Source organism: Agaricicola taiwanensis, from assembly GCF_014635245.1.
In the GTDB taxonomy this organism is placed as follows: Bacteria; Pseudomonadota; Alphaproteobacteria; order Rhizobiales; family Methylopilaceae; genus Agaricicola; species Agaricicola taiwanensis.
On sequence record NZ_BMCP01000001.1, the window covers coordinates 549,190 to 575,025 of the forward strand.

Annotated in this window: 23 protein-coding genes; 10 read left to right on the forward strand and 13 right to left on the reverse strand. The window is 61.6% G+C overall.

Annotated features, from left to right (window positions below; all coding sequences use genetic code 11):
* Positions 1–9: 9 nt before the first annotated feature.
* The 12 genes from IEV58_RS02595 to IEV58_RS02650 form a co-directional block, all read right to left on the reverse strand.
* Positions 10–492 (reverse strand): MarR family winged helix-turn-helix transcriptional regulator, encoded by a 483-nt coding sequence (locus IEV58_RS02595; RefSeq protein WP_188408133.1) that lies wholly within the window; start codon positions 490–492, stop codon positions 10–12.
* A 97-nt stretch (positions 493–589) separates the two neighbouring features.
* The gene (locus IEV58_RS02600) at positions 590–2,017 is read right to left on the reverse strand and encodes an aldehyde dehydrogenase family protein (RefSeq protein WP_188408134.1); all 1,428 of its coding nucleotides are present in this window, start codon (positions 2,015–2,017) and stop codon (positions 590–592) included.
* Positions 2,018–2,073: 56 nt separating this feature from the next.
* Positions 2,074–3,804, reverse strand: a complete 1,731-nt coding sequence (locus tag IEV58_RS02605; protein WP_188408135.1) for a thiamine pyrophosphate-requiring protein — start codon at positions 3,802–3,804, stop codon at positions 2,074–2,076.
* A gap of 11 nt (positions 3,805–3,815) precedes the next feature.
* Complete coding sequence (locus IEV58_RS02610) at positions 3,816–5,327, reverse strand: tripartite tricarboxylate transporter permease (RefSeq protein ID WP_188408136.1); 1,512 nt, start codon at positions 5,325–5,327, stop codon at positions 3,816–3,818.
* A complete protein-coding gene (locus IEV58_RS02615; RefSeq protein WP_188408137.1) occupies positions 5,318–5,758 on the reverse strand; it encodes a tripartite tricarboxylate transporter TctB family protein in 441 nt (146 codons plus the stop codon). The genes IEV58_RS02610 and IEV58_RS02615 overlap by 10 nt, the downstream gene beginning before the upstream one ends.
* Positions 5,759–5,806: 48 nt before the next feature.
* Positions 5,807–6,775, reverse strand: a complete 969-nt coding sequence (locus IEV58_RS02620) for a Bug family tripartite tricarboxylate transporter substrate binding protein (protein WP_188408138.1) — start codon at positions 6,773–6,775, stop codon at positions 5,807–5,809.
* 107 nt (positions 6,776–6,882) lie between these two features.
* A complete protein-coding gene (locus tag IEV58_RS02625) occupies positions 6,883–8,127 on the reverse strand; it encodes an amidohydrolase family protein (RefSeq protein WP_188408139.1) in 1,245 nt (414 codons plus the stop codon).
* Positions 8,124–8,468 carry a hypothetical protein gene (locus IEV58_RS02630; protein ID WP_188408140.1) on the reverse strand — a complete coding sequence of 115 codons (345 nt, stop codon included), beginning with the start codon at positions 8,466–8,468 and terminating at the stop codon, positions 8,124–8,126. Before IEV58_RS02630 ends, IEV58_RS02625 begins: the two co-directional genes overlap by 4 nt.
* A complete protein-coding gene (locus IEV58_RS02635; RefSeq protein WP_188408141.1) occupies positions 8,455–8,820 on the reverse strand; it encodes a Rieske (2Fe-2S) protein in 366 nt (121 codons plus the stop codon). Before IEV58_RS02635 ends, IEV58_RS02630 begins: the two co-directional genes overlap by 14 nt.
* 78 nt (positions 8,821–8,898) lie before the next feature.
* Entirely contained in the window at positions 8,899–10,614 is a 1,716-nt protein-coding gene (locus IEV58_RS02640; protein WP_229729143.1) for a UbiD family decarboxylase, read from the reverse strand.
* Positions 10,578–11,171, reverse strand: a complete 594-nt coding sequence (locus IEV58_RS02645) for a UbiX family flavin prenyltransferase (protein ID WP_188408142.1) — start codon at positions 11,169–11,171, stop codon at positions 10,578–10,580. Before IEV58_RS02645 ends, IEV58_RS02640 begins: the two co-directional genes overlap by 37 nt.
* Before the next feature lie 120 nt (positions 11,172–11,291).
* Positions 11,292–11,753, reverse strand: coding sequence for an SRPBCC family protein (locus tag IEV58_RS02650; RefSeq protein ID WP_229729144.1), 462 nt, complete (start codon positions 11,751–11,753; stop codon positions 11,292–11,294).
* A 659-nt stretch (positions 11,754–12,412) separates the two neighbouring features.
* Between IEV58_RS02650 and IEV58_RS02655 the strand changes: the two genes are divergently transcribed.
* The 8 genes from IEV58_RS02655 to IEV58_RS02690 all read left to right on the forward strand — a co-directional run bounded on the left by IEV58_RS02655 (position 12,413) and on the right by IEV58_RS02690 (position 20,550).
* Positions 12,413–13,609 (forward strand): CaiB/BaiF CoA transferase family protein, encoded by a 1,197-nt coding sequence (locus tag IEV58_RS02655; protein ID WP_188408144.1) that lies wholly within the window; start codon positions 12,413–12,415, stop codon positions 13,607–13,609.
* On the forward strand, positions 13,606–14,058 hold the full coding sequence (locus tag IEV58_RS02660; protein ID WP_188408145.1) for a hypothetical protein: 453 nt from the start codon (positions 13,606–13,608) through the stop codon (positions 14,056–14,058). The genes IEV58_RS02655 and IEV58_RS02660 overlap by 4 nt, the downstream gene beginning before the upstream one ends.
* Positions 14,059–14,068: 10 nt before the next feature.
* A complete protein-coding gene (locus IEV58_RS02665) occupies positions 14,069–14,401 on the forward strand; it encodes a MaoC family dehydratase (protein ID WP_188408146.1) in 333 nt (110 codons plus the stop codon).
* Positions 14,402–14,404: 3 nt separating this feature from the next.
* Positions 14,405–16,156 (forward strand): ABC transporter permease, encoded by a 1,752-nt coding sequence (locus tag IEV58_RS02670; RefSeq protein ID WP_188408147.1) that lies wholly within the window; start codon positions 14,405–14,407, stop codon positions 16,154–16,156.
* Complete coding sequence (locus IEV58_RS02675; RefSeq protein WP_188408148.1) at positions 16,149–17,207, forward strand: ABC transporter ATP-binding protein; 1,059 nt, start codon at positions 16,149–16,151, stop codon at positions 17,205–17,207. Before IEV58_RS02670 ends, IEV58_RS02675 begins: the two co-directional genes overlap by 8 nt.
* Positions 17,204–17,956 carry a citryl-CoA lyase gene (locus IEV58_RS02680; protein WP_188408149.1) on the forward strand — a complete coding sequence of 251 codons (753 nt, stop codon included), beginning with the start codon at positions 17,204–17,206 and terminating at the stop codon, positions 17,954–17,956. The genes IEV58_RS02675 and IEV58_RS02680 overlap by 4 nt, the downstream gene beginning before the upstream one ends.
* Positions 17,957–18,252: 296 nt before the next feature.
* Entirely contained in the window at positions 18,253–19,356 is a 1,104-nt protein-coding gene (locus IEV58_RS02685) for an ABC transporter substrate-binding protein (RefSeq protein WP_188408150.1), read from the forward strand.
* Between the two features lie 180 nt (positions 19,357–19,536).
* Positions 19,537–20,550, forward strand: a complete 1,014-nt coding sequence (locus IEV58_RS02690) for a 2-hydroxyacid dehydrogenase (RefSeq protein WP_188408151.1) — start codon at positions 19,537–19,539, stop codon at positions 20,548–20,550.
* 38 nt (positions 20,551–20,588) lie between these two features.
* On the opposite strand, the gene IEV58_RS02695 is transcribed toward IEV58_RS02690, so the two are convergent.
* Complete coding sequence (locus tag IEV58_RS02695; protein WP_188408152.1) at positions 20,589–21,200, reverse strand: TetR/AcrR family transcriptional regulator; 612 nt, start codon at positions 21,198–21,200, stop codon at positions 20,589–20,591.
* 109 nt (positions 21,201–21,309) lie between these two features.
* On the opposite strand from IEV58_RS02695, the gene IEV58_RS02700 reads away from it, so the two are divergent.
* On the forward strand, positions 21,310–22,539 hold the full coding sequence (locus IEV58_RS02700; RefSeq protein WP_188408153.1) for an efflux RND transporter periplasmic adaptor subunit: 1,230 nt from the start codon (positions 21,310–21,312) through the stop codon (positions 22,537–22,539).
* A gap of 28 nt (positions 22,540–22,567) precedes the next feature.
* Complete coding sequence (locus IEV58_RS02705; protein ID WP_188408154.1) at positions 22,568–25,756, forward strand: efflux RND transporter permease subunit; 3,189 nt, start codon at positions 22,568–22,570, stop codon at positions 25,754–25,756.
* The last annotated feature ends 80 nt before the right edge of the window (positions 25,757–25,836 follow it).

Consider the following 25,836-nt stretch of genomic DNA (forward strand, 5'->3'; position numbering starts at 1 on the left):
GGTGTCCCGTCAGTCGGCGTCGTCTCTCGACGATTTCGGTTCCTGGGCAAGCGCCCGCACGGCGCGATGGAGCAGATCGAACAATTGAATCCGTTCGGCTTCGGTCATCTCGCGCGATGCGGCCAGGTTCACCGCGATTGCGCAGTCCGCAAGCTCTTTCTGGATCGCCCACCCGGCGTCCGTCAGGAAGACATTGACCTTTCGCCGGTCGTCCCGGTCCCGGACACGCCTGATCAGCCCTTTGCGCTCCAGCGCATCCAAGATCGAAGTCGATGTTGCCTTCTTCACTTCGACAAGGTTGGAAAGCTCCGACGAGCTCACGCCGTCATTCTCCGCCAGGCGGCGAAGGTGGTTGAACTGCGCATGGGTGACGCCTGCCTTCTCGAGGCGTGCAGCGATGGCACCCGAGAAGTTCTTATGCGCCCGCCTGAGCAACAGTCCCAGGCCTATGGGGCCGGGGACTGCGGGCGACTTCGTAGGATTTTCTGTCAAGGATGTGTCCCCTGGTCTCCCCGATCCATAGGACCGCATAGCACACAGAGGAAACTGGAAACACACCCGGGCAGCCCGGCAGCATCCATGTCCGCCGCTAAGCCGCTTCGTAGCCGAGAAAGGCCTTCACTTCGGTGAAATCCTCAAGCCCCTCTTTGCCCTGCTCACGCCCGTTCCCTGACTGCTTGTAGCCCCCGAACGGCACATCGCACCGGGCCGGCGCATAGTTGATGTAGATCCGGCCGGCGCGGATCTTCCTGCCGACGCGTTCGAGCTCACCTCGATCATGGCCGCAGACATAGGCGGCAAGACCATATTGGCTTTCGTTGGCGATCCGGATGGCATCGTCCACGTCCTCATAGGCCATGATGCTGAGGACGGGCCCAAAAATTTCCTCCTGCGCGATGGTCATATCGTTGGTCACGTCCCGAAAGACCGTGGGCCGAACGAAATAGCCCTTCTCCAGCCCTTCAGGCTTTCCTGGACCCCCGGTGGCGAGGACCGCCCCTTCACTTATGCCGCATTCGATCAGGCGCTGGACCTTGTCCCATTGGGCCTTGCTGACAAGCGGACCAAGATCCGTGCCCTGCCGGCGCGGATCACCGGTCTTGACGGTTTCGGCTGTGACCCGCGCAATCTCCGCCGCTTCGTCCATGCGGCTGCGTTCCACCAGCATCCGGGTCGCGGCCAGGCAGGACTGACCCGTGTTGCGGAAACAGGCCTTCACGCCGGCGACGACCGCCGATTCGAAATCGGCGGAAGGCAGGATGATATTGGCTGACTTGCCTCCCAGTTCCTGATGGACGCGCTTCACCGTATCCGCCGCCGCCTTTGCGACTGCGATGCCGCCGCGGGTCGAGCCGGTGAAGCTCACCATATCGACGTCGGGATGAGCGGAAAGCCGCGCGCCGACATTCGGCCCGTCACCTTGCACAAGGTTGAAGACCCCGCGCGGCAGACCCACCGCTGCAATTGCCTCGGTCAGTGTGACAGCGCTCAGCGGCGCAATCTCGGACGGCTTCCATACGATCGTGTTGCCTGTCACCAGTCCGAAGGCGATCTTCGAGGCCGCTTGGTTGAGGGGCCAGTTCCACGGGGTGATGAAGGCACATACACCAACCGGTTCGCGCACGACGCGACTGGTTCCCACCATGTGCTCGAACTCATAATCCCGCGCCAGCTTCGCAGCCATCACGAAGCGCTCGATGCAGTTCGCGACGTGCGCCGTGCGGGCCCAGTCGAGCGGCGAACCCATCTCGCGGGAGATCCGATCGACCAACTCGTCGGTCCGGGCTTCTATCTGCTGCACGACGGCCTCGACGAGATCCGCCCGTTCGGCAACGGGTACCATTGCCCATCCGTCGAAGGCTGCCCGCGCGGCTGCGACAGCATCCTCCACGTCCCGTTCGGACGCCGTACCGACCTGTGCCGTCACCTCCTCGGTCGCGGGATCGTTGACGTCGAGTTTGGGGCCACCTGCCGGCCTCCAACTACCATCGATATAGAGATTGAGATCGTTCGCCATACTTGCCTCCAAGGTGCGTGCATTCAACAATGCAATCGTGTGGGTGATCCGGCCGATCAGTGATCTGCGAGGCGCACGTGCAGCAGAACGGATGTTCCCTCGCGCGCCGTCCTCACTGCCTCTCGAACGGTTTCGGTAACGGCTGCCGGATCATCAAGCCGATAGCCCTTGAAGCCGAACATTCCCGCCATGGCCGAGAATTCAGTGTCGTTTCGGAACCGAGACGAAAACTCTCCGCGTTCCCTGGCTGCCCCCTGAGGATAGACTCGAAGGGTCGATTCCTTGACTGCCGACCAACCGGCGTTGTCGAGGATCACGGTGAGGATGGGCAGGTCATATTGGCGCGCGACCGCCAGCACCGAAGTCGGGGCGTTGTAGTAGAAGGAGCCATCCCCGACGACCTGCACGACCAACCTGTCCGGCCGCGCCATCTTGTATCCCAATGCCATGCCGCCCGACGCACCGAGCCCACCTCCCGCCGTGCGGGAAAGCGTCCCGGCCAGAGGCCGCGCGACCTGCTGGAGCAGCGCCGGCTGGTTCCGGACTGCTTCCTGGAAGATCATGTCCTCCGGCTGCAATTCCAGTCCGAGCGCCCTCAGCACATGGCTCGGGTTCAGGGCACCCGCCTGGCCGGCATCGGACGCCGCGGCCGCGAACCTTTCCTTTTGCTTGCTGCGGGCAGCACGCAGGGCGGTCACGCGTTCCGCGGCGGCATTCGCGGCCGTATCGGTACGGTCCCGCTCGATAAGACCGATCAGTTGATTGAGGATCGTCGCGCTCTGTCCCTCGATACGCAGGTTGGCCGGAAAGCTCCACACGGGCGATCCGGTCTTCATCGCATCGATGTCGATGTGCGCCCACCAAGATCCCGCCGCGGGTCCTCCCTGCGAGGGAATCCACGGCACGTCGCTGTCTACCACAAGGCCGACATCCGCCTGGCCGAGCCGCTCGCCGGGCAGACCGCCGGCGAAGCAGTCCATCTCGTGATTGATGTTGGTCACCATGGAATTTTCGATCACCGCGGCGCCGACAAGCTCGGACAGCTTCTGGATTGCTTCCGACGTTCCCGGGGTCTGACCGCCGTAGGAGGTTATGATAAGCGGCCGTTCGGCCGCGAGCAGGCGGCGGGCAAGCTCCTGAAGATCGCCTTCAGAGGCGCCGCGCGACGGCATGGGATGATACCAATCGGGATCAAACCGTTGCAGCCGCTCCGTCTCGATGGTGCCGGTCAATGCTTCGCGCGGCAGCATGAGATAAACGGGCCCCTTGATGCCCGAATGCATGAGCGAGTGCGCGCGGCGGACAACTTCCCCGGCATGGGCGGCAGACTGAAGGGTATATTCCCATTTCACGTAAGGCCGAACCAGGGCCGCCTGATCGTAAGGCTCCTGGATGAAGTGGACGTAGTTGTCGCGCGTTCCCTTCAGTTCGCCATGGCTGGTGTAGGGCGCCTTTCCCGCCATGAGGAGTATGGGCAAACGCGAGCGGCAGGCGTTGTGCATGCCCATTGCGGCGTTCGCGGTGCCCACGTCGACGTGCACCAGAACGGCCTGTCCGCGACCGGTCGCCATCGCATAGCCCAGCGCCATGTGCACGGCCGTGCTCTCATGTGGGCAGATTATCATCTCGGGCGGTTTGCGCCCCTCCGCGCGCCAGCGCGCCATTTCCTCGAGCAAGGGCGCATGATCGGTCCCAAGATTTGCGAAGATGTACTCGATCTCAACGTCGACCAGCGCTTCCAGCAGATGGTGCGCGGCCGTACGCGCGACGGCTTGCATAGTGTCCATCATCATCTTCCTCAGGTTTCGGGGAGTTCGGCCAAATGCGCGCCGGATTTCTTCGCGGGCTTCAGCCAGACCCACAGCAAGACGCACATGAAGGCCAGGGCCACGGCACTGATCGGCCGCGTGATAAAGACGCTCGGGTCCATGTCACTGGCGGTCAGGGCGTTGCGCAGATTTTGCTCGAGAATCGGCCCAAGCACGATTCCCAGAACCGCCGGAGCCGTCGGGAAGTTGAACTGGACCAGCAGGTAGCCGATGAGACCGAAGATCAGGACGAGCTTGAGGTCAAAGGGATTGGACGCCATCGAGAAGCCTCCGGCTGCGGCGATGACGAGGATGCTGGGTACAAGGAGACCGTTCGGGATCTCCAGCACCCGTTTGGCAAGACCGCGCCCGGCGAGGCCCATGGCCAGCATGAGGCAGTTCGAGAGGAACAGCAGCATCAGGATGACGTAGAAAAGGTCGGGATTGCGGGGAATGAAGAACGGCCCTGTTTCGAGCCCCTGGATCTGCAGCGCCCCTATCATGATCGCGGTCAGCGGATCGCCCGGGATGCCGAGAGTGAGCAGTGGCACCAGCGCGCCGCCGGTCACCGCATTGTTGGCCACCTCGCAGGAGATGACGCCCTTGACCTCGCCTCGACCGTACCGGTCCTTTGATCGGGCCGCACGGAGCGCCTCCGAATAACTGATCCATGATGCGATCGAGGGGCCGGTTCCCGGCAAGACTCCGATGAGCGTGCCGATCGCGGCGCTCTTGATCGTCAGCCAGTAGTTGCGAACGATGACGGTCGCCACCTCCAGGACGCTGGCGCGCTCCTGCAGGGGAAGAGCCTCGACATCGTCCCCGTCCCTGCGCGCCATCAGCAGCATCTGCGGCAGGGCAAACAGTCCGATCAGTGCGGCCGAGGCGGAAATGCCGGCCATCAGGTTGGCTTGACCGAACAGAAAGCGGCCGACGCCGGACACCGGATCGATGCCCACCGTTGAGGCCGCGATTCCGATGAAGGCGGCCGCCAATCCCTTGACCATGGATCCGCGGGAGATTCCCGCCACGCAGACGATACCGATCAGCGCAAAGGTGAAATATTCAACCGAGGTGAAGGTCAAGGCCACCCGCGACAGCATGGGCGCGACGAGGGCGAGGACGGCAACCGAAAACAGGCCACCCACGAAAGATGACAGCAGGGCGGCCACGATGGCTCGGTCTCCCTGCCCCTTCCGGGCCATGGTATAGCCGTCGAGTGCTGTCGCCACTGATCCGGGCGCACCGGGTGTGTTGAGCAGGATCGCAGGTATGGAGCCGGCGAAGTAGCCCGAGCAATAGATGCCCAGAATGAAAGCCAGCGAGGTGACCGGCCCCATGACATAGGTCAGCGGCAGAAACAGCACGGTTGCTTTCGTCGCGGTGAGCCCGGGCGCCGCGCCGAAGATCATGCCTACGAACGCTCCGAAAGTAACGCACAACAATACGATCGGGTCGGCAACAGTGACCGCTGCCCCGGCAAGGTGAGAGATCACGTCCATGTGGGTAGCACCAGTTGAAAGCCGCGTGTGAAAGCCAGGTAGAGACCGATCGACAGTCCAAGCGGCAAGAGCACCAGGAGTAGCTTGTTGCGGATGCCAAGCGTCCACATCGTGACCAAAGCCAGGAGTGCCGCGCCCACGCGGAAATCCCACCAGGCGAACCACCAATAGAAGGCGATCACCATGGCGCCGACGACGGCGACCTGTGTGTCAATCAACTTCGGCAGCGGGGCAGCGGCGGAGCGAAGCCCACGCACCAGCAGGATCAGGCCGCAAATCAGCAGGCCCCAGGCACAGATCAGCGGAAAGAAGTTTGGTGGCAGCGTAGCGCCGGCAGCCCCGCGACCCATGTCGAGGGACAGCCACACCATAACAGCGCCGCCTCCCGTCAAGGTGGCGCCGCTGACCGTGTTCTCATGTCTGAGGGCCATTGTTTTCCTCCCTTGGTGAATCCTTGCGCGTGCACGCGGGAATGCTTGTTATTTGTTGACCAGTCCGGATTCCTCGAGGATTGGACGGATCGACTCTCCCGCCTCCTCGATCGCGGCACGAAACTCCTTCGGCCCGAGATAGGCGGCCTCGAAGTAGTACTGCTTGAGGCGTTCATTAAAGGTCGGGTCGTCCAGGGCTTCCTTGAGAGCAGCCGAGACCTTGTCGATCACCTCCGGCGGGGTACCCTTGGGTGCGACAAGGCCGAACCATTGGGAACGGAGATAGTCGAAGCCCTGCTCCTGGTAGGTCGGCACATCAGGCAGGTACTGCCAGCGCTTTTCGGCAGCGAGACCCAGCACCCGGATGTTGCTCTTGTCCTTGTCGAACATCGGCGGGTAGTTCGAGCCGCCGCCGGAAAAGAAATCGACCTCGCCCGATAGCAGTTTTACCGAGCCGGCCGGGCCGCTTTCCGAATTGATGTAAGTCGCCTTCAGATTGTTCTGGGCAAGGAATACGGCCATCGCCAGATGAGGGCCAGAGCCGATGCCGGCGGCCGTCCAGGTGAGACGTTCACCCTTCCTTAGCGCCTCCACGAGCTCGGTCAGCGACTTGTACGGACTGTCCGCGCTCACCGCGACACCCGACGGAATCTCGACCATCCGAGCGACCGTTTCGAAATCATCGGCGGTGTACATGGAACTGTCCATGATCGGCCGTGCCGCTAGCGTCGAATCCGAGCCGATGCCGAAGGTATAGCCGTCAGGCTTTTCCTGCTTCAGGTTGGCCAAACCGACGGCTCCGCCAGCGCCCGGCTGGTTGATGATGACCACCGGTTGCCCCAGCTTCCTTTCCAGCAAAGGTGCGACCAGACGGGCCAGGCCGTCCGTTGCGCCACCCTGTCCGAAGGGTACGACGAGTTCGATCGGCTTGTTGGGGTAGTCCTGGGCTGCTGCCGAGAACGTGCAGAAGGCCAGCGCGGCAGCGGCGATGGTCCCCATAAGCTTCGCCTGTTTCATTTTTTCTCCTCCCTATGTTTTTGAATTACGTCCCATTGGATCGTTCGCGCCGTACTTTCCGCGCAGCATTACGCCCGGGGCGGTCAACCCGCCCCGGGCCACGGCCGTCAGGCCGACAGCCTGCGTTTCAACTCCCTGCGTTCAAGCTTTCGGGGACTGAAGACCGGCTCCAGGTTGAAGACCCGTGCGGCGTTGCCGCCCAAGATGTTCCTCTTTGCCGTTTCGCCCAGGAATGGCAGATCATAGATCACGCTGGGCAGGTCCATGTCCCAATGCGGGTAGTCGGAAGAGTAGAGCAGCTGCGTCTCGGCGTTGATCATCTCGAAGGTCAGTTCGAGCGCCTTCGCGTTATCCACCATCTCCATCGGCTGCGAGGTGTAATACATGTCGCGCATGTATTCTGACGGCTTTTTCTTGAGCAACGGCGCGTCGGAGTGGCGCATCATGTATTCGTTGTCGAGCCGCTGCATCAGGAATGGCAGCCACGCCAGTCCTGCCTCGATCCACATGACCTTCAGCTTGGGAAAGCGTTCAGGCAGGCCGTTGATGACCCAGTTCGACAGGTGCAGCATGTTGTGCCATGCAAAGCCCAGGGCGTGGAGCGTCAGGAAGCGATTGCAGGTCGATAGACCAGGTTCCTGCCCTCCAAGCCCCGTGTGGAAGCCAAGCGGCAGATTACGTTCCTCGAGCATCTTGTAGGTGCGGACATAGGCGTTGTCATAAACGCCGCGATAACGGGTCGATGTGACCATGAAACCGATCACGCCGGGCTTCTCGCCGAACTCCTCAATGATCTTCGTACACGCCTCCGGATCGTTGAACGGCAGGTAGAGCATGGACTTCAGGCGCGGGTCTCCGCTCAACACGCGCTCGCACAGCCAGCGATTGTAGCCGAAGGCAAGCTCCACCTCGAGATCGACGCGGGGCGACAGGCCGAGGTTCAGCAGCGGCGTCGGAAACATACAAGCAATGTCTGTTCCCATCGCATCCATCCAGCGGCGCATCAGCGTCACGTCGCGATGCGGGGTCGGCGGCACCACCTCGGACTTGCGTTTGGGATATCGGATGAGGCGGCCACCCAGATCCTGATATTGGCCGAAACCCGTCGATATGCCCTTGCGGCTGATACCCTGATAGAGGATCTCGTTGCGCAGGACCTCGTTCGGCACATATTCGGCGATCTCTTCCGACGCTTCGTTCTCGTAGTGGTGTGAATCCACGTCGACAATCAGGAAGTCCTCGTATCCGCGAGCGTCGGCCTGCTGTTGAGCATGGGCGAGGTGAACGGACGTGTCGAAAGGTTCGGTAGTCAGGTCGCGGACCGTGGTCACCTGACGTTCTGCAATCGTCATGCGACGGCTCCTTCTTTGTGATCGATAAGGGAGGTTTGGCGGGCAGGGCGTACGTGGCCCATCTGCTCCCACAGGCCGAGTTCAAAGACTTCCATCCGACCGGCATCGAGAAGGGCAAGCGCCGCAATCGCGATTTCGGTGGGCGTTAGCGCACTGTTGCGGCCAACGGGCATCAGGCGAGCGCCCGATTCGGCCTTGGCGACGTAGAGGCGGACGAGCGCAGCGAGAGCCTGGCCCAAAGCGTCGTCGTCAAAGTCGCCGATGCGGCCTTCTTCGATCGACTTGTCAACCAGAGCAGCGATACGGCTCGCGGTTTCGGCGAAATTCTCAGATGGTGACATAGAGATGGCCGTCCCTTTCCGTGACCTCGAACTTCTTGAGCCGCAGGCGCGCATCGCAGACGTTCACGCCATCTGAAAGCCTGTATTCATAGCCGTGCCACGGGCACACGATGTGCATCTCCGATGAATTGAATTTCTGGCCCTGAAATAGGTTTTGAGCGTCTACATCGTCGACGACAGCCGCCATCCGAACGCCTTCACAGGCGGGGCCGCCCTGATGTGGGCATAGGTTTCTGTAGGCATAAAACTGCCCCTCATGGTGAATGACGCCAATCTCTAGGTTGTCCACTTCGAGGATGCAGGCCCCTCCATCAGGAATATCCTCACGTCGTCCTACGCAAACTTCGCTCATGTCAGTACTCCGTATGCTTCAATATGGTATGGAACCATACGATATTCATAATCGGCGCGGCTGTCGACTGCAAAAGGTCTATCTGCCTGACAATTTTTGTTCGCTTTCCTCCGGATCGACCCTGCTCTCCGGCTTCAGGCCTTCGATCTGCAACTCCTTGCTGATCTTGCCGTTTTCGAGATACTCCCCGCGTGCTGCACGTTGCGCCGCCGCATCCCAGACGCGGTGCCACGCCCCTAGGGAATAGCCATGCCACGGCGCCTGTGGGCTAAGTCTAGGAAGATCCAACTCCTCCCAGATCGCCTTCGCCCGCTCCATGTATTCTTTGCCTGGCAAGGCCAGTGGCGGCATGGGAGATTTCATCGTCGCGTCGATCAGGAGCGAGGAATCCTCCTCGCCGTCGTGCTCGCGCTTCGGACCGTGCCCCTGGCCCCGATGCGGCAGGATCTGGATGTCCTGAACCGGGTTGGTTCGATAGGCCATCGCCCACAGCAGCGAGTCGGGGCTGTCGACGTCGATGTCGTCGTTGACGGCGATGCAGAGCTTGCCGCAATCGCCCTTGAAATAGGCCGCGCCATAAAGCGCCCGCCAGATCTCCGATCGCGGAGTGCCTGGTTCCATCGTGACAACCGTGACCCTCAGAAGGCCGGTCAGGGGTTCATGCAGCGACACCTTCCGCACACCGCGGATCGATAAGGTCGATTTCAGGTGATGAGTGAACAGCGGTTCATAGGCGACCCGCTTGATCACCGAGCTCTCCGACGGCGCAACCTGACTGATGTAGCTGGGAATCACAGCGTCCTTGCGCCGGGTGACAGCGGTAACCCGCATCGGCATGTTGTATTCCTCGAGAGCGACATGCCCGTGGCTCTCACCAAACGGACCCTCGGGCTCGACGCGGGTCACGTCGATCCATCCCTCGATGACAACCTCGGCCTCCGCAGGGACCATCAGCGGCACGGTCCGGGCGCGGGTGATGGCAATTGGCGCTCCCGCAAGCCCGCCCGCCACGTCGAATTCATCCACGCCGACCGGCAGTTTCTGCGGTCCCATGAACGCCACGTAGGGTGGGCAGCCCAGCACGATAGCGATGGGCATCTCCCTGTCGCCGGCCTTCTGGTGCTTGAGATAATGCTGGTAACCGCCAGCGCCGCCGACACGCGTCGCCATGCGTACCACCAGCCTGTCCGGTGCTTTGAGGGCGCAGCGATAGGTGCCCATGTTCTGGACCCCATCCTCCGGATCGATCGTAATCACGTTGGTGGCCGTCAGGGTCGGGGCAGAATCGAACCCCGGCGTCGATACCGGGATCGGCAGCATGTCCACGCCATGCCCCTCGCGCGACAGGATCTCGCCCTCTTCGACGATCTCCTGGCATGGTGCATTCGTGGTTTCCTGAGGTTTGATCGGGTTTGAGATCGCCCGGTCCCACTTGGCCTGGATCTCGTCCAGCGCGCAGCCCATGCCGGTGGAGTAGACGGCTCTGCTGGCCGCCATGCCACCGACGATCACCGGGATCTCGTAACGGCGTCCCTTGCCGTCACGGATATTGGTGAACAGGAACGCGCGCCGGTCCTCCTCCTTCAGACCACCGACATACTGCCAGCGCACGAGCGGATGCATTTCGCTGTCCTTGTCCACCGGACGGTCGACGCGCATAAGCAGTCCCGCGGCGTCGAGCGCAGCGATATGTTCGTGAAGATCACGATAGGGCCGAATGCCTTGCATACCCATTGCTTGTTTCCCTTCCACCCGCATCAATCCGCCCCCGAACGTTTCGGCTGGCCGTTCCATCGCACCACCGTTCCTGCGTCGAAGCCGAGCAGGTCCAGGGCCCGGCCCGCGAGATGGTTCACGATATCCATGACCGTCTGGGGCCTGTAGTAGAGCCCGATGACGGGCGGCATGACGATCGCGCCGTTGCGCAAAGCCTGGTCCATGATGCTGACGTGACCGGCGTGAAGCGGCGTCTCGCGGAACATCAGCACCAGGCGGCGGCGCTCCTTGAGACAGACGTCAGCCGCGCGGGCGATCAGATCATCGCTCATGCAGTTCGCCACAGCCGAGAGCGTCTTGACGGAACAAGGCGCGACGATCATGCCTTCATGACGGAACGAGCCGCTTGCGATGCTGGCCCCGATGTCCTTGAAGCTGTGCGTCCGGTGAGCCAGTGCCGACACGGCATCTACCGAATAATCGGTTTCGATCGGAAGGGTGCGCATCGCGGCCGGCGACATGACCAGATGCGTTTCAACGCCGTCTATCCCCCACAGGATTTCGAGCAGCCTGATGCCTAGGATCGTGCCCGATGCGCCGGTGATGGCGACAATGATGCGCCGGGTCTCGCTCATTGGGTCGTCCCCAGGCGCTCGATAAACCTCTCGGCAGCATTTACGAATTCTGCGCGCCGCTCGATCGCGGAGACAGTCCTGATCATCTTTCCGCGCACCATACTCATCATCTCCGCGCCCTCAGCCGACTTTTTCATCTTGAGAAAAGTGATTGCGCAGCGAGACGAAAAACTGGTTCGTGAGGTGTTTGGAGACCGATTTCAGCACTCGCTGGCCGACCCCGGCCACGAGGCCCCCGATCTCTCCCTCACCGGAATAGTCGAGGCGCGAGCGATCGGCGCTGATCTCTGTGATGGTGAATCTTGCAGAGCCATTGCCCGTACCGAGCGTGCCGCCGCCGGAAACGCTGAGCCAACAGGTTTCAGGTGGCACCTTTTCGGTCAAAGCAACCTTGCCGTCGAAGGAGCCGCTGACGGCCGCAACCTTGAGGCCGAGCTTGACATCATAGCTGTCCTGCGCCGTCTCCATCATCTCCTTGCATCCGGGGATGCAGCGCGCCAGGACGTCCGGATCGTTCAACGCAGTCCAGAGAGCTTCTCGCCCCGCCTCGACCTCCTCACTGCCGCTGAGTTCCATCTTCATGCCTTGGCCCATCTCCTCACTGGCCGGCATATCGAAGCGATGCCGAACCATGACTTCGCGGACGGGTGCCGTCGACGCCGGCCTTGTCAGGGGCCACAAGCGGCTGCGGTATGCCGGAGCCGATCATCACGTGGCTCCCGTCTCGGCCATGCGGCGGGCCCCGAGTGCCCGCACTGGAAGCTTGGCCGCGGCGCGGCGCCGATAGGCTGTGTCGGTAAGCAATTCATCAAGCATCGACACCTCCCTGTTCGCCAGCCATATGGTATGAGCCCATACGATAGTGAAATTATCGACCGCGTCAATCGAAAGACCCAATAATAATGCATCAATTGGGCAGATGTCTTGATTGCGCAGGCAGTGTCCGGTGCAAAGACCCCTGCTGACTGCTACAATGAAGTGGATCAATGTCTACATGCCCAGCGACCCCTTAGATCCCGATCGCCTTCGACACACGCTTCGGGCAAGCGCGGTTGAAAGCGAGGAAACGGCTTTAATCGATCAGAACGAGCCGCGGTGCCATGCTTCCGCTACACAAGTTCGGTTCGAAAAAGCTGTCCTATGCATGCTCATTTCGAAATTGTCATTGCCGCCGCCGCCGCCCTACGTTTCGAAAAAATGCGCACTTCAACGGTGCGCCAGAATGTTAGGGAGGAAGCCTGTTGCTGAGTGGCTTGCGAATTCTTGATCTGACATGGGTGCTCGGCGGCCCGTTCGCAGGCCAGTTGCTGGCGCAGCTTGGCGCAGAAGTCATCAAGATCGAAACGCTTGATGGTGATCTCTCGCGCTCCGTCCCGCCCCATTGGATCAACGGCGATTCAGCCTATTTCCTGTCGGTGAATCGCGGCAAGAAATCCATCGCCCTCGACCTGAAATCGACGGGCGGACGCGAGGCCTTTCACCGCCTGGTCGAAAAGGCGGACGCGGTCATGTACGGCTTTGCGCCGGACGTTCCGAAGCGGCTAGGCATCGACCATGACAGTTTGAAAAAAATCAATCAGCGCATTTGCGTGGCCGAGCTCATCGGCCTGCACGACGAGGGAGAGTATTCCAGCGCGCCGGCCTATGACCTGATCGTCCAGGCTATGGGCGGCGTAATGAGCATCACCGGTCCTGAAGGCGGCGATCCTGTCCGAGTGGGATATCAGATCGGAGATCTCTCAGGCGGGCTTTACCTCGCCCTGGCCCTCACCTCCACGCTTGCCGCCGCAGCCCGCGACGGGCAAGGGCGCAAAATCCAGATTTCCCTTCTCGACTGCCAGGTCGCGTTGTTGACGTGGCAGGCGCAGAACTATTTCGCCTCGGGGGAGATTCCTGTCGCCCGCGGGTCGCGCAATCCGGTCCTGGCGCCAAGCGAAACCTACCGTTGCGGCGACGGCCGGTTCCTGGCCATCTCTCCGACCGGCGATAATTTCTGGCGCAAGTTCTGCCAGATCATCGATCGCCCGGACCTGGTTACCGATCCGGCCTACGCGACCCGATCCGCCCGAATCCAGAACGGGATGGAGCTTTCCAAAATCCTCGGCGCGATCTTTGAGACGCAGCCGGCCGCGACCTGGACCAAGCGCTTCTTTGACGAACGTGTGCCTGCCGCACTGGTCCAGAACGTGGCCGAAGCCGTCCAGCAGCCGGTGGCGGTGATGCGCAACATGGTTGAGGAGGTTGCTGCCGTACAATCTGGCAAGTCCAGCCGCTTCCTCGGCAGTCCGTTCAAGTATCAGGGCAGCGAGCCTCTGACCTATCCGCCGGGGCTTGGCCAGCACAGCCGCGAGATCTTGCGCGATGTGTGCGGCTACTCCGATGCGCACATCGACGAACTTCTCCAGACAAATGCCGTGAAACAGGAGTCACAGGAATGACGAGACCCAGCGACATCAAACCCCGCGAGGGAGACCTCCCCGGCAGCAAGTTTTCCGACTTCGAGATCGGTGCGGAATTGCCGGAAACGCGATTTACCATTACCCCGGACATCATCGCGGAATATGCCAGATCGGTGGAAAGCGATCCCCGCGGCATCGAGGTCGATGGCCGCCGCGCGGCCTTACCGTCTGTTCTGTTCGTCTATCTGATGTCCGTCTTTTACCGGCGCTATCCGCCGGCCCAGGGCGGCATCATGGCAGGAAATGTCCTGCGCTCGTTCAGCCCGATCTGGGCCGATGAGGAAACTGAGGTTGTCGGCACCGGCAGGGTCGAAGACAAGTTCACGAAGAAGGGGCGCAACTACATTAAGTATTCCGCCGTCTTCCATCGCGCGGACAACGGCATGAAGATTGCCGAGGCAGTCAATACGTCAACCTTCCCAAACTGAGGGTCTTTCAATGAAGCGCAAATACCCGATTACTCAGGAGATGATCGATCGCTACGGCGTCATCAATGGCGATAACGACATCATTCACTACGATCATGATTATGCGGTCAAGCGCGGCTTCCGCGGGACACTTGCCCATGGTCTCATGGTGTCCGGTTATGCCGTCGACATGGCTTGCGAGAAATGGGGCAAGGACTTCTTCTACAATGGCGAGATAGACGTGCGATTCCGTGGGCCGGTGATCCCAAACGACGTAGTGGAGATCAGCGTCGATCCCGGCGAGCTCCGCGCCGTGACAGCCGATGGCGACGCCCTGGTCGGGAAAATCGGGTTGAGGAAATAGGCTTTGACGTCGGCTCAGGGACAAACATCAGCAACCGCCCGACTGGCCGCTCCACCAGCCGCACTGAACCGCTGGTGGTGGCGCCCTGAAGGCGCCATCCAATGGGCCGTTGCGGTCGTTGTGGTGTTCCTGATCCTTGCCCCGATCGTCCCCTTGTTGATGCAGGCCGTTTCTTCGGAGGCGCTCTACAAGGCCGACCGGCACACCACGATCGGCAATTTCGTCCGCCTGCTGAACGACCCGGCATTTGGCAGAGCGCTGGCGAACTCGATGCTCTTTGCTTGCATTGGTACCGTGCTGGCGCAGGGCATCGGCGCCACCCTTGCGGTCCTGGTCGGCCGCACGAATATGGGATTGCGCGGGCTGCTTGGAAATCTGGTCCTTTGGCCGGTCTTTATTTCACACCTGGTCATCACCACGGGCTGGTCCATCGTCTATGGTCCCGCCGGCTACTTCACCACCATATGGAAGCAGCATCTGGGCACGGAGTTCTGGTCGCTCTACACGATTCCCGGCATGGCGCTGGTCGCGGCCGTGACGCAGGCGCCCATCGCCTATCTTTATTGCCTTGGCTCCCTGCGATCCTCCGATCCCACCCTGGAAGATTCGGCCCGCGCGGCAGGACTGCGTCCGGCCCAGATCTTCCGGCGCATCACGCTGCCGCTTCTCACCCCGGCGCTTCTCGTGTCCGGTATTCTGAATTTCGTGATGATGCTCGAAGTCGTGTCGATCCCACTCATCTTTGGTCGACCGGCAAGGATCGAGTTGTTGATGTCGTACATCTACGAGCGCTCCAAGTCGGTCGCCACGCCCGACTATGGACTTGTCGCCGCCGCGGCGACACTGCTCGTCGTGCTGGTTCTGGTCCTGGTGGCGCTGCAACGCGTCATCCTCAGAAACCCACAGCGCTTTGTCACCGTGGGCGGCAAGGCGCAGCGGCCAAGGCAATTCTCGCTCGGCCCCTGGCGCTGGGTGGCGACTGGTCTGGTCGCCGCCTATGCAGTCCTATTCGTCCTGCTGCCGCTGGCGGGCGTCGTGGCCTATGCCTTCGCCAAGCTGCTGACGCCGCTCGTCCCCTTCACAAGGGTCATAACGATCGACAATTTCCTCACGGTCTGGAACACGGAGACCTATCGTCGCTCCGTCATCAATTCCATGCTCATCTCGACGATTGGCGGGGCTGTGGTCACCTTCATCGTCACCATGCTGGCGCTGGTCGTTCACCGTTCCAAATTTCGGTTTGGGCGCGAGCTCGACATGATCTCGCTTCTGCCGCGCGCGGTGCCTGGAATGATCGCCGGCATCGGCATTTACTATGTCACCACTCTCATTCCGCCGCTCGGCGCCCTGCGCCAGACGATCGTGATCCTGATGATCGCCTTCGCGATGCGTTACATCCCGCTCGGCTATGGTGCAGTGGCAACAGCGATCCTGAAGATCGACCCGCAGCTCGACCGGTCCGCCAGATCGGTTGGCGCCGACTGGTGGCTGACGCAGCGTAAAGTGGTCATGCCGCTGCTGGTTCCGGCCATGATATCGAGCTACGCATTGCTGTTCGTCTATTTTCTCAAGGACTACTCGACGGGCCTCTTCCTGGTCGCGCCCGGAAGCGAAGTCTTGGGCACAACCATGCTGCAGATGTTCGTGTCGGGTCAGACCGGCCCCGCCTGTGCGCTGGCCACGATCCAGCTCGTGCTCACGGTCCTGTTCGTGTTGCTTCTACGCCGGATAACAGGAGTTTCGATCCATGGCTGATCTAAGGCTCGCAGGGGTTTCGCGGCGTTATGGCGCTTTCCGCGCGCTTGATGATCTGAACCTCGACGTTGCTGACGGGGAATTCCTGTCGCTGCTTGGCCCATCCGGCTGCGGCAAGTCCACGACGCTCGGCCTCATTGCCGGCCTGGACCACCCGACGGGAGGCCGCATCGAGATCGGCGGCCGGGTCGTCGCCGATGCAGCGGCCGGCCGCTTCGTGCCGGCCGAACGGCGCAACCTCGGACTGGTCCTGCAAAGTTATGCGTTATGGCCGCACATGACCGTTGCCCAGAACATCGCTCTGCCGCTGGTTATCCGAAAAATCCCGAAGGAAGAACAACGGCGGAAGGCGGAGGAATATCTCGACCTGGTCGAAATGTCGGCTTACGGGAACCGCTATCCGCATGAACTGTCCGGCGGTCAGCAACAACGCGTGGCGCTCGCCCGGACCTTGGTGTACGAGCCCGTCGTTCTCCTGCTCGACGAGCCGCTGTCCAACGTCGACGCGAAGCTGCGCGAGCGCGCACGGACCTGGATCAAGGAACTCCAACGGCGGCTCAAGGTGACGACTATTTTCGTCACCCACGATCAATCCGAGGCGCTGACCATGTCAGACCGTGTTGCTGTCATTTCGGGAGGGCGCCTGATGCAGGTCGGCACACCGCTTGAGGTCTATCGCAGCCCAGCTACCGCCTTCGTTGCCGACTTTGTCGGCTCTGCCAATTTCGTCAACGGTCACCTGAACGGCAATGGAGAGGTCTCGGGCAGCGGCGGCATACGCTTCGCCGTCGACACCCACGTGCCGGGCAACACGGACGTGGTGGTCGCCGTTCGGCCCGAAGATATCCGTCCGCTGGGCAGCGGTGAAAGCGCCGACAACGAGGCGGAGGTCGAGATTGTCGAGCGCGACTTCCTCGGGGCACGCTGCGTGTACCACGCCCGGCTTGGTGACAATCGGATTCGATTTGAATCCGGCATCCTCTCGTTGGAGGGAAGGCAGCGCATCGGCTTTGCACGCAAGAGCGCCATCGTGTTCGCGGAGGAAAAATGACCACGACATCCATTGCCACATCGGACGAAACCTCGATCACCATTCGCGGCAATGATCTGGTCGCAGATCTGATCGGCGGTATCGGCTTTACCGAGATGATCTATCTCCTTTTCACGGGTCGTCGTCCCGATAAGTCCGACATGCGGGTGCTTGATGCCTGCCTCGTGACACTGGCGGAACATGGTTTCACCCCGGGCGCCATCGCGACACGCCTGATCGCGGACGCCGTGCCGGATCAGATGCAATCGGCCATCGCGGGCGGGCTGCTCACCGTTGGCGGCATTTACGCCGGTTCGATGGAGGGATGCGCACAGATGCTGGTCGAGGCCGTCGCAGCCGATGATCGCGACGCGCACATCAGCGCCGTTGTCGCCGACCATGTCGCCCGCAAGGCGCCGATCCACGGCTTTGGCCATGCCCGGCATAAACCTGACGACCCGCGCAGCCCGGCCCTGCTCAAAGTCGCCGAGGAGGCGGGGAGATCAGGCAAATATGTCGCCGCGCTTCTTGCCTTTGGTGAGGAGTTCGATCGACAGCGCGGCCGGCACATGACGATCAATGCGACAGGCGCGATCGCCGCACTCCTGCTCGAAATTGGAATCGAGGCCGACATAGCGCGTGGAGTTGCTCTCGTGTCGCGTACGGCCGGGTTGGTCGGCCACGTGCTGGAGGAGAAGCAGACGCGATCTGCGCGAGCAATCGCCGAAGCGACCCGCAAAGCGGTGCCTTATGCCCCGGCCGAAAACTGATCGCCGGAATACGTCGGTACGGTTTAGGAGAATACCCACTGGGCCTTCCTGCTTATTGCATTGGCCCAGGATGCCCCGCGAATGGGGCATAGTACAACCACCGAAGCGCTGCGCAAATGAGGCTGATCAGTTCAGATTTTCTGGCGTATGCGGTGAAAAAGATTGGTTGTGACCATCGGCACGAGTTGTGAAACTGCTTCGATAAAATCTGCCCAATGGGTTGAAAGATCTTCCGTGCAGGCGGCTGGGAGCGGATCGTCAGCACAGGAAGGAGAACAAAAAAACCGGAGGAAGACATGGAGATCGTGCCGCAGGTCAAGAAAGCTATTCAACATACCGTAGTGACATGCGCAGCAGCCCTGATGCTGTGCGCCGGTGCCTCGGCGGAAGAAGACTGGGCTGCGATAGAGAAGGCGGCAGGGTCGGAGGGCCCTGTCTTGGCATACACGACACTGTCGCCGGAGAACTGGGAAGTAATCCTCGACGCATTCAATGAAAAGTACCCGAACGTTAAAGTGCAGCCGGGCCGCACAGGCAGTCACGCCGAGACATTTGAAAAATACCGGGCCGAGTCGGCCTCAGGTACGAAAACCGCGGACGTGGTTCTCGCCGTCGGGCCGGATCAATGGGACGAGTTCGAGAAGAACGGCCAGATTGTGCCGTTCGAAGCACAAAACATCGCCGATCTGCCCGAATTCACTCGTACCAAGACAGGGCGATACACCTTGTCCACCGACAATCAGGTTATCGTCTATAACAAACTGGTCGTGCCTGAGGACCTCTGGCCTAAAGGGACTGCCGATCTCGTAGCAAAGTTGAAAGCACAGCCGGACATCTTCAAGGACAAGATAGCCAGCTATAACCCCCAGGTTTCGCCATTCTCCTATTCGGTCTACTGGACCCTCAAGGAGCATTTTGGTGAAGACAAATTCTGGAAGAACGAAGCCGTACTCGCTCCCGAGCTGCGTTTTGAGCAGACTACCGGAGCTGCCATCAACAAACTGCTGACCGGCGAATACGTCGTTGGCTATATGCTTCCCGAAGCGCTTCTCCCCCTGCCGGACGATGCCACGCGCGAGGTGCTTGGAATTGTTTATCCTGAGGATGGCACCCCCGTCCTGCTGCGTGAGATGGCGGTGATGAAGGGAGGCTCAAGCCCGAACGGCGGCAAGCTCCTGGTCAATTTCCTGACCAGCCCCGAAGGGCAGGTCGCGGTCGGCAAGGCCGGGCTGACGCCCTATCTTCCATCCGTGGTCGACGAGGTGCCGCGCCATTATTCCAATGTCGTTGCCGGCGCGGAGAATGCCGACCGTGTGGCAGTCTACAAGTGGACTCCGAAGGTCGAGGAGGAAATGGAAAGCTTCCGCGCCAAGTTTGCAGAACTGGCTGGTGCAAAATGACTTGTCAGGGCTCAGCCGACGTAAACTTCTAGGGCCGGGCTCCTTGTGGGTCATCCCCTCCAATCCGTCGGCAGCCCCCACATTGCCGACGGTCAAACGATCTCCAGCACAGACGTGGATCGCGGCGTCGTACACCACGGCGGGCTCGGTGCGGGAACTTACCAATCACAGGAGTTCAAGATGTCCGAGAACAGTCTAGGCCGCAAATATACCGTCGCTGTTGTCGGCCGCGCATTCGGACCCGAAGCCCAGGAAATCATTAAAAGCGTCGTCCCTCCCGAGTTTGATCTGTGTTTCTCGACTGACACAAGCGAGAAGGCCTATCCCCTGATCTGCGGGGCCGACTTCGCCCTGATGGGCACGACCGCAGTCACGGAAGAACTGCTCAAGGAATCGCCGAAGCTTCGACTGGTGCACAAATGGGGTATCGGGGTCGACAGGATCGATCTCGCAGGCGCGGAGCGTCAGGGTGTCCCCGTGGCCATAACGGCGGGCTCCAACGCCGTGCCGGTCGCCGAGCATGCCGTGATGCTGATATTGGCCGCCCTGCGTCGCTTGCCGATGGCAGATAGATCGGTGCGTGAGGCGAACTGGCGCAATACCGAACTGCGCCCCCTGTGCCGCAAGCTGTCAGGGAAGACGGTTGGCATTCTCGGTTTCGGCAACATCGGCCGCAACGTCGCCCAGCGGCTGCAGGGATTCGAGGTGGACATCATCTACCATGATCCCTATCGCGCGCCGACTTCGGAGGAGGAAAGGCTGAAGGCCAGCTACGTCAGCTTCGACGATTTGATGGGCCAGAGCGATGTCCTGAGCCTGCATTGTCCCGGCGGCGCGCCCAGCCATCATGTCATCAACGGCCGATCGCTGGCTCTGATGAAGCGCGGGTCAGTGCTGGTGAATTGCGCGCGCGGCGATGTGGTGGACGAGGATGCCTTGGTCCAAGCGCTCAATTCGGGGCACTTGCTGGCGGCGGGGCTCGATGCGTTCGATCCTGAGCCCTTACCGGCCTCCAGCAAATTGGTCGCGATGGATAGTGTTGTGCTGACGCCTCATGTCGCCGGTAACGTGCTCGACAATGTCGCGCCAATAGCACAGCACGCCTTTCGGAACATGCAGCGTCTCATACGCGGCGAGGCAATCCCCAAATCAGATCTCGTGGTCTCGCCGGCACGACCAAGACAGTTTCCCTAGAGGTGCAGATGACCCTGTGAGTGCAGGGAGGCTGCTCTTTAGGCGGAGGCCGCGGCTTCCGCCTTGGCGGTGGCGGGAAAAGCCTGCATGGCGAGATCAGCGATCTCCTGCAGATCGCTGCGGCTTGCGCCGGCGGTTGCCTGAACGCCCATGCCGATCAGCACCGAAACCACATAGCGGGCAGCCGACGCTGGGTTGGCATCGGCACCGAGGTCGCCTTCGGACAGAGCTCGGGCGAAGCGGTCACGAAGCGCCAGCTCCACGCGTTCCCGTCGCTTGGCCAGTTCTTCCGGGATTGTGGTGCAGCCGCAGGTCAGGCCGCCCTGCACAAGCAGGCAGCCGCGATAATCGTTCTCTTCGGCATAAAGGCGTGCCGCTGATGACAGAAGCGTCGAGGCTGCCTGTCGTGCGGTGGGTTCCGCCAGGGCGTCGTCCAGAAACTGGATCCGAAGTTCGGCGTAGCGGTCGAGGACGGCCTTGAAGAGCCCTTCCTTGCTGCCGAAGCAGGCGTAGAGGCTCGGGGAGTTGATGCCCATGGCCTTCGTCAGCTCGGCCATGGAGGCGCCGTCATAGCCCTTCGACCAGAATACTTCCATAGCGCGGTCGAGCGCATTTTTCACATCAAACTCGCGCGGGCGGCCCATTCCCATCTGGTGTCCTCCAGACTTTTTTGCTAATCGTTATATAAGTCACTTGACGCCGTGCGACCAGACCCACATTTGTAATGCTCGTTACAAATGTCGTTGGGACACGGGACTCATGAGCAATCCTCAACATCGCAAGCATCGCCGGTACGTCAAGGCCGCAGCCGCCATTGCTCTCTCCGCTGCTGTCGCAGCAGCCTATTTTGGTTTCCCCGAACAAACAGCAAACGCGCAGGATCCAGCGGCCGCGCCGGCGGCGACACCCGTCTCCGTTGCTTCCGTAACTTCAAGGGAAATCAAGGCCTGGGACGAATTTTCCGGCCGCCTGGAGGCGGTCGAGCGCGTTGATGTGCGCTCGCGTGTAGCGGGAGCCGTGCTTGCCGCGCACTTCCGCGAGGGCGCCCTTGTTCGCCAGGGTGATCTGCTCGTCACCATCGATCCGGAACCCTATGCCGCCGAGGTTGAGCGCCAGCAGGCCGCCGTCACGGCCGCCGAGGCGCGGCTGGAACTGGCCAAGACGGAGCTTGATCGAGGCAAGCAACTCGTCACCTCCCGCGTGGTCTCCGTCAGTGAGCTCGATCAGCGCGCCAATGCCTTCAACGAGGCGCGGGCGAACCTCGATGCGGCAAAGGCGGCCCTTCGCACCGCCCAGCTCAACCTCGATTACACCGCGATCCGCGCCCCTGTATCCGGTCGTGTCGGCAGGCTTGAGGTTACCGTCGGCAATCTGGTTGCTGCCGGACCCGGCGCGCCTGTGCTGACCACGCTGGTGTCGGTGGACCCGATCTATGTCTCCTTCAATGCCGACGAGCAGGTGGTGGCGAAGGCGCTGGCCTCTCTTTCCGCGGAAGCCAACAAGCGGGCTGAAGTCGAGGACATTCCGGTCGAGATCTCCACCATCAACCAAGGAGGGGAGCGGATCCCCGGCCACCTTCAGTTCGTCGACAATCAGGTGGATGTCAGCAGCGGCACGGTCCGCATGCGTGCCGTTTTCGACAATCCCGACGGTCTTCTCATGGCCGGCCAGTTCGCCCGCGTGCACCTTGGCCAGATCAGGTCGGAACAGGCCGTCGCTGTCTCCGAGCGTGCCATCGGCACGGACCAGGACAAGCGCTTCGTCATCGTGGTGGAACCGGACAACAAGGCGGCCTACCGCGAGGTCCGGCTCGGCCGTGTCAACGATGGCCTTCGCGTCGTGACGTCAGGTTTGAAGGCGGGCGAACGCATCGTGGTCAACGGCCTCCACCGCGTCAGGCCGGGTACGGTGGTCGATCCGCAGATGGTCGCCATGGAGGGCGGTTCGGAAAAGACCGCCACCGCCAACAACGACGTCGTCGCTCGCTGAGCGCCAATCCCATCGATAGGGACCTGCCATGAACCTCTCCAAATTCTTCATCGACCGTCCGATCTTTGCCGGCGTGCTGTCGGTGCTGATATTCCTGGCAGGTCTCCTGTCGATGTTCGCCATGCCCATTTCGGAATACCCCGAGGTTGTGCCGCCTCAGGTGGTCGTGCGCGCGCAATACCCCGGCGCCAATCCCAAGGTGATCGCCGAGACGGTGGCGACACCGATCGAGGAGGCCATCAACGGCGTTGAAGGCATGCTCTATATGAGCAGTCAGGGCACGACCGATGGTCAGATGACCCTCACCGTCACCTTTCGCCTCGGCTTCGATCCCGATCAGGCTCAGCAGCTGATCCAGAACAGGGTCTCGCGGGCCGAGCCACGCCTCCCGGAAGAGGTGCGCCAGCTGGGCATTACCACCGTCAAGAGTTCGCCCGACCTGATGATGGTGGTCCATCTGAAGTCGCCGAACGACCGCTACGACGTCACCTATCTGCGCAACTATGGCGTTCTGAACGTCAAGGACCGGCTGGCGCGCATCGACGGCGTGGGCGATGTGCAGATCTTCGGCTCGGGCGATTATTCCATGCGCGTCTGGCTCGATCCCCAGAAGGTCGCCGAGCACGGCCTCTCCGCCACAGATATCGTCAATGAGATCCGGGCGCAGAACGTGCAGGCGGCCGCCGGCGTGGTCGGTGCGTCCCCGGGCATTTCGGGGCTGGATCTCCAGCTGTCGATCAACGCGCAGGGTCGCCTTACCAGCGAGGAGGAGTTCGGCGAGATCATCGTCAAGTCCGGCTCCAACGGCGAGGTCGTGCACCTGCGCGATGTGGCACGCATCGAGATGGGAGCGGCCGACTACGCGCTGCGCTCGCTTCTCAACAACAAGCCGGCCGTCGCCATTCCGGTCTTCCAGGCGCCCGGCTCCAACGCCATCGAGATTTCCGACAACGTCCGCGAGGTCATGGAGGAGATCCAAGGCAATATGCCTGAAGGCATCGAATACGACATCGTCTATGACACCACGCAGTTCGTCCGCGCCTCCATCGAGGCCGTGGTCCATACGCTGCTGGAGGCGGTGGTTCTGGTCGTGATCGTGGTCGTGCTGTTCCTGCAGACCTGGCGCGCGTCGATCATCCCGCTTCTGGCCGTGCCGGTTTCCATCGTCGGCACCTTCGCGGTGATGTATCTCTTCGGCTTCTCCATCAACGCGCTCAGTCTGTTCGGTCTGGTGCTCGCCATCGGCATCGTGGTCGATGACGCCATCGTGGTGGTGGAGAACGTCGAGCGCAACATCGAGAACGGCCTTGAGCCCCGGCAGGCGACCTATCGCGCCATGCGCGAAGTGGCGGGCCCGATCATCGCCATCGCCCTGGTGCTGGTGGCCGTCTTCGTGCCGCTCGCCTTCATCAGCGGGCTGAGCGGGCAGTTCTATCGGCAGTTTGCACTGACGATTGCTATTTCGACCGTGATCTCGGCCATCAACTCGCTAACGCTGTCGCCGGCATTGGCGGCCATGCTGCTGCGCGGCCACGATGCACCGAAGGATCGCCTGACACGCATCCTCGACAAGCTTCTCGGCTGGCTGTTCCGCGGCTTCAACCGAGTGTTTGCCCGTGGCTCCAGCGTCTATGGCGGCGGCGTCTCCAGGCTTCTCGGCCGCAAGACGCTGATGATGGTGATCTACCTCGTGCTGATCGGCGCGACGGCGCTCCTGTTCCGGACCGTGCCGGGCGGCTTCGTGCCGGGCCAGGACAAGCAATACCTCGTGGGCTTTGCCCAACTGCCGGATGGTGCCACGCTCGACCGCACCGAAGAGGTGATCCGCCGCATGAGCGACATCACGCTCGCTCAGCCCGGTGTCGACAACGCCATCGCGTTCCCGGGTCTTTCCATCAACGGCTTCACCAACAGCTCCAACGCCGGCATCGTGTTCGTCGGCCTCAAAGCCTTCGAGGAGCGCAAGACCGCCGACCTCAGCGGCAATGCCATCGCGCTCTCGCTCAACCAGTCCTTCGCCGGCATCGAGGATGCCTTCATCGCCATCTTCCCGCCGCCACCCGTCCAGGGGCTTGGCACTATCGGAGGCTTCAAGCTGCAGATCGAAGACCGGGCAGGCCTCGGCTATGAGGCGCTGGACCAGGCGACCAAGGCCTTCCTGGCCAAGGCGGCTCAGGCGCCGGAGGTGGCCGGCCTGTTCTCCTCCTTCCAAATCAATGTGCCGCAGCTCTATGCGGACATTGACCGGGTCAAGGCGCGCCAGCTCGGCGTCGCGGTCAAGGATGTCTTCGACACCATGCAGATCTACCTTGGCTCTCTTTACGTGAACGACTTCAACGCCTTCGGCCGAACCTATTCGGTGCGCGTCCAGGCCGACGCGGCCTACCGCGCCCGCGCCGATGATATCGGCAACCTGAAAGTGCGGTCCTCCAATGGCGATATGATCCCGCTCTCGGCCGTGCTCAACATCTCCAACAGTGCGGGCCCCGAGCGCGCCATGCGCTACAACGGCTTTCTCTCCTCCGACGTCAACGGCGGCGCCGCACCCGGCTTCTCCACCGATCAGGCGCAGGCGGCGGTGGAGCGCATCGCGGCCGAGACCCTGCCGCAGGGTTTTGCCTTCGAATGGACCGAGCTCACCTACCAGCAGATCATCGCCGGCAATTCCTCGCTCATCATCTTCCCGCTGGCGATCTTCCTGGTGTTCCTGGTGCTGGCGGCTCAGTATGAAAGTCTGGCGCTGCCGATCGCCATTCTCCTCATCGTGCCCATGGGCATCCTGGCCGCGCTCTTCGGCGTCTGGCTCACAGGTGGGGACAACAACGTCTTCACCCAGATCGGCCTCATCGTCCTTGTCGGCCTGTCCGCCAAGAACGCGATCCTGATCGTCGAATTTGCCCGTGAGCTGGAGTTTGAGGGCAAGACGCCGGTCCAGGCGGCGGTGGAGGCAAGCGGGTTGCGCCTGCGGCCGATCCTCATGACCTCGCTCGCCTTCATCATGGGCGTGCTGCCGCTGGTGCTCTCCACTGGGGCGGGCGCGGAGATGCGCATCGCCATGGGCGTCGCCGTCTTCTTCGGCATGATCGGCGCCACCTTCTTCGGCCTGTTCCTCACGCCCGTGTTCTACGTTCTGGTTCGCGCACTTGGCCGCAACCGCCCGCTGACGCAGCACGGCCAAAGCTCTTTTGCGGAAGGCGCCCCATTGCCCGCGGAGTAATCCGCGGGCTCCGTCCCCTTGACTGCTTGTAAAGTTATCAGATAAGTCGATGACCATAGAGATTTTTATGGTACTCGAGG

Coding starts and splice junctions, on each gene's coding strand:
- IEV58_RS02600 (WP_188408134.1), bottom strand. CDS start 2,017: ATGGCGAACGATCTCAATCTCTATATCGATGGTAGTTGGAGGCCGGCA.
- IEV58_RS02605 (WP_188408135.1), bottom strand. CDS start 3,804: ATGGACACTATGCAAGCCGTCGCGCGTACGGCCGCGCACCATCTGCTG.
- IEV58_RS02610 (WP_188408136.1), bottom strand. CDS start 5,327: ATGGACGTGATCTCTCACCTTGCCGGGGCAGCGGTCACTGTTGCCGAC.
- IEV58_RS02615 (WP_188408137.1), bottom strand. CDS start 5,758: ATGGCCCTCAGACATGAGAACACGGTCAGCGGCGCCACCTTGACGGGA.
- IEV58_RS02620 (WP_188408138.1), bottom strand. CDS start 6,775: ATGAAACAGGCGAAGCTTATGGGGACCATCGCCGCTGCCGCGCTGGCC.
- IEV58_RS02625 (WP_188408139.1), bottom strand. CDS start 8,127: ATGACGATTGCAGAACGTCAGGTGACCACGGTCCGCGACCTGACTACC.
- IEV58_RS02630 (WP_188408140.1), bottom strand. CDS start 8,468: ATGTCACCATCTGAGAATTTCGCCGAAACCGCGAGCCGTATCGCTGCT.
- IEV58_RS02635 (WP_188408141.1), bottom strand. CDS start 8,820: ATGAGCGAAGTTTGCGTAGGACGACGTGAGGATATTCCTGATGGAGGG.
- IEV58_RS02640 (WP_229729143.1), bottom strand. CDS start 10,614: ATGGAACGGCCAGCCGAAACGTTCGGGGGCGGATTGATGCGGGTGGAA.
- IEV58_RS02645 (WP_188408142.1), bottom strand. CDS start 11,171: ATGAGCGAGACCCGGCGCATCATTGTCGCCATCACCGGCGCATCGGGC.
- IEV58_RS02650 (WP_229729144.1), bottom strand. CDS start 11,753: ATGAAGATGGAACTCAGCGGCAGTGAGGAGGTCGAGGCGGGGCGAGAA.
- IEV58_RS02660 (WP_188408145.1), top strand. CDS start 13,606: ATGACGAGACCCAGCGACATCAAACCCCGCGAGGGAGACCTCCCCGGC.
- IEV58_RS02665 (WP_188408146.1), top strand. CDS start 14,069: ATGAAGCGCAAATACCCGATTACTCAGGAGATGATCGATCGCTACGGC.
- IEV58_RS02675 (WP_188408148.1), top strand. CDS start 16,149: ATGGCTGATCTAAGGCTCGCAGGGGTTTCGCGGCGTTATGGCGCTTTC.
- IEV58_RS02680 (WP_188408149.1), top strand. CDS start 17,204: ATGACCACGACATCCATTGCCACATCGGACGAAACCTCGATCACCATT.
- IEV58_RS02685 (WP_188408150.1), top strand. CDS start 18,253: ATGGAGATCGTGCCGCAGGTCAAGAAAGCTATTCAACATACCGTAGTG.
- IEV58_RS02690 (WP_188408151.1), top strand. CDS start 19,537: ATGTCCGAGAACAGTCTAGGCCGCAAATATACCGTCGCTGTTGTCGGC.
- IEV58_RS02695 (WP_188408152.1), bottom strand. CDS start 21,200: ATGGGAATGGGCCGCCCGCGCGAGTTTGATGTGAAAAATGCGCTCGAC.
- IEV58_RS02700 (WP_188408153.1), top strand. CDS start 21,310: ATGAGCAATCCTCAACATCGCAAGCATCGCCGGTACGTCAAGGCCGCA.
- IEV58_RS02705 (WP_188408154.1), top strand. CDS start 22,568: ATGAACCTCTCCAAATTCTTCATCGACCGTCCGATCTTTGCCGGCGTG.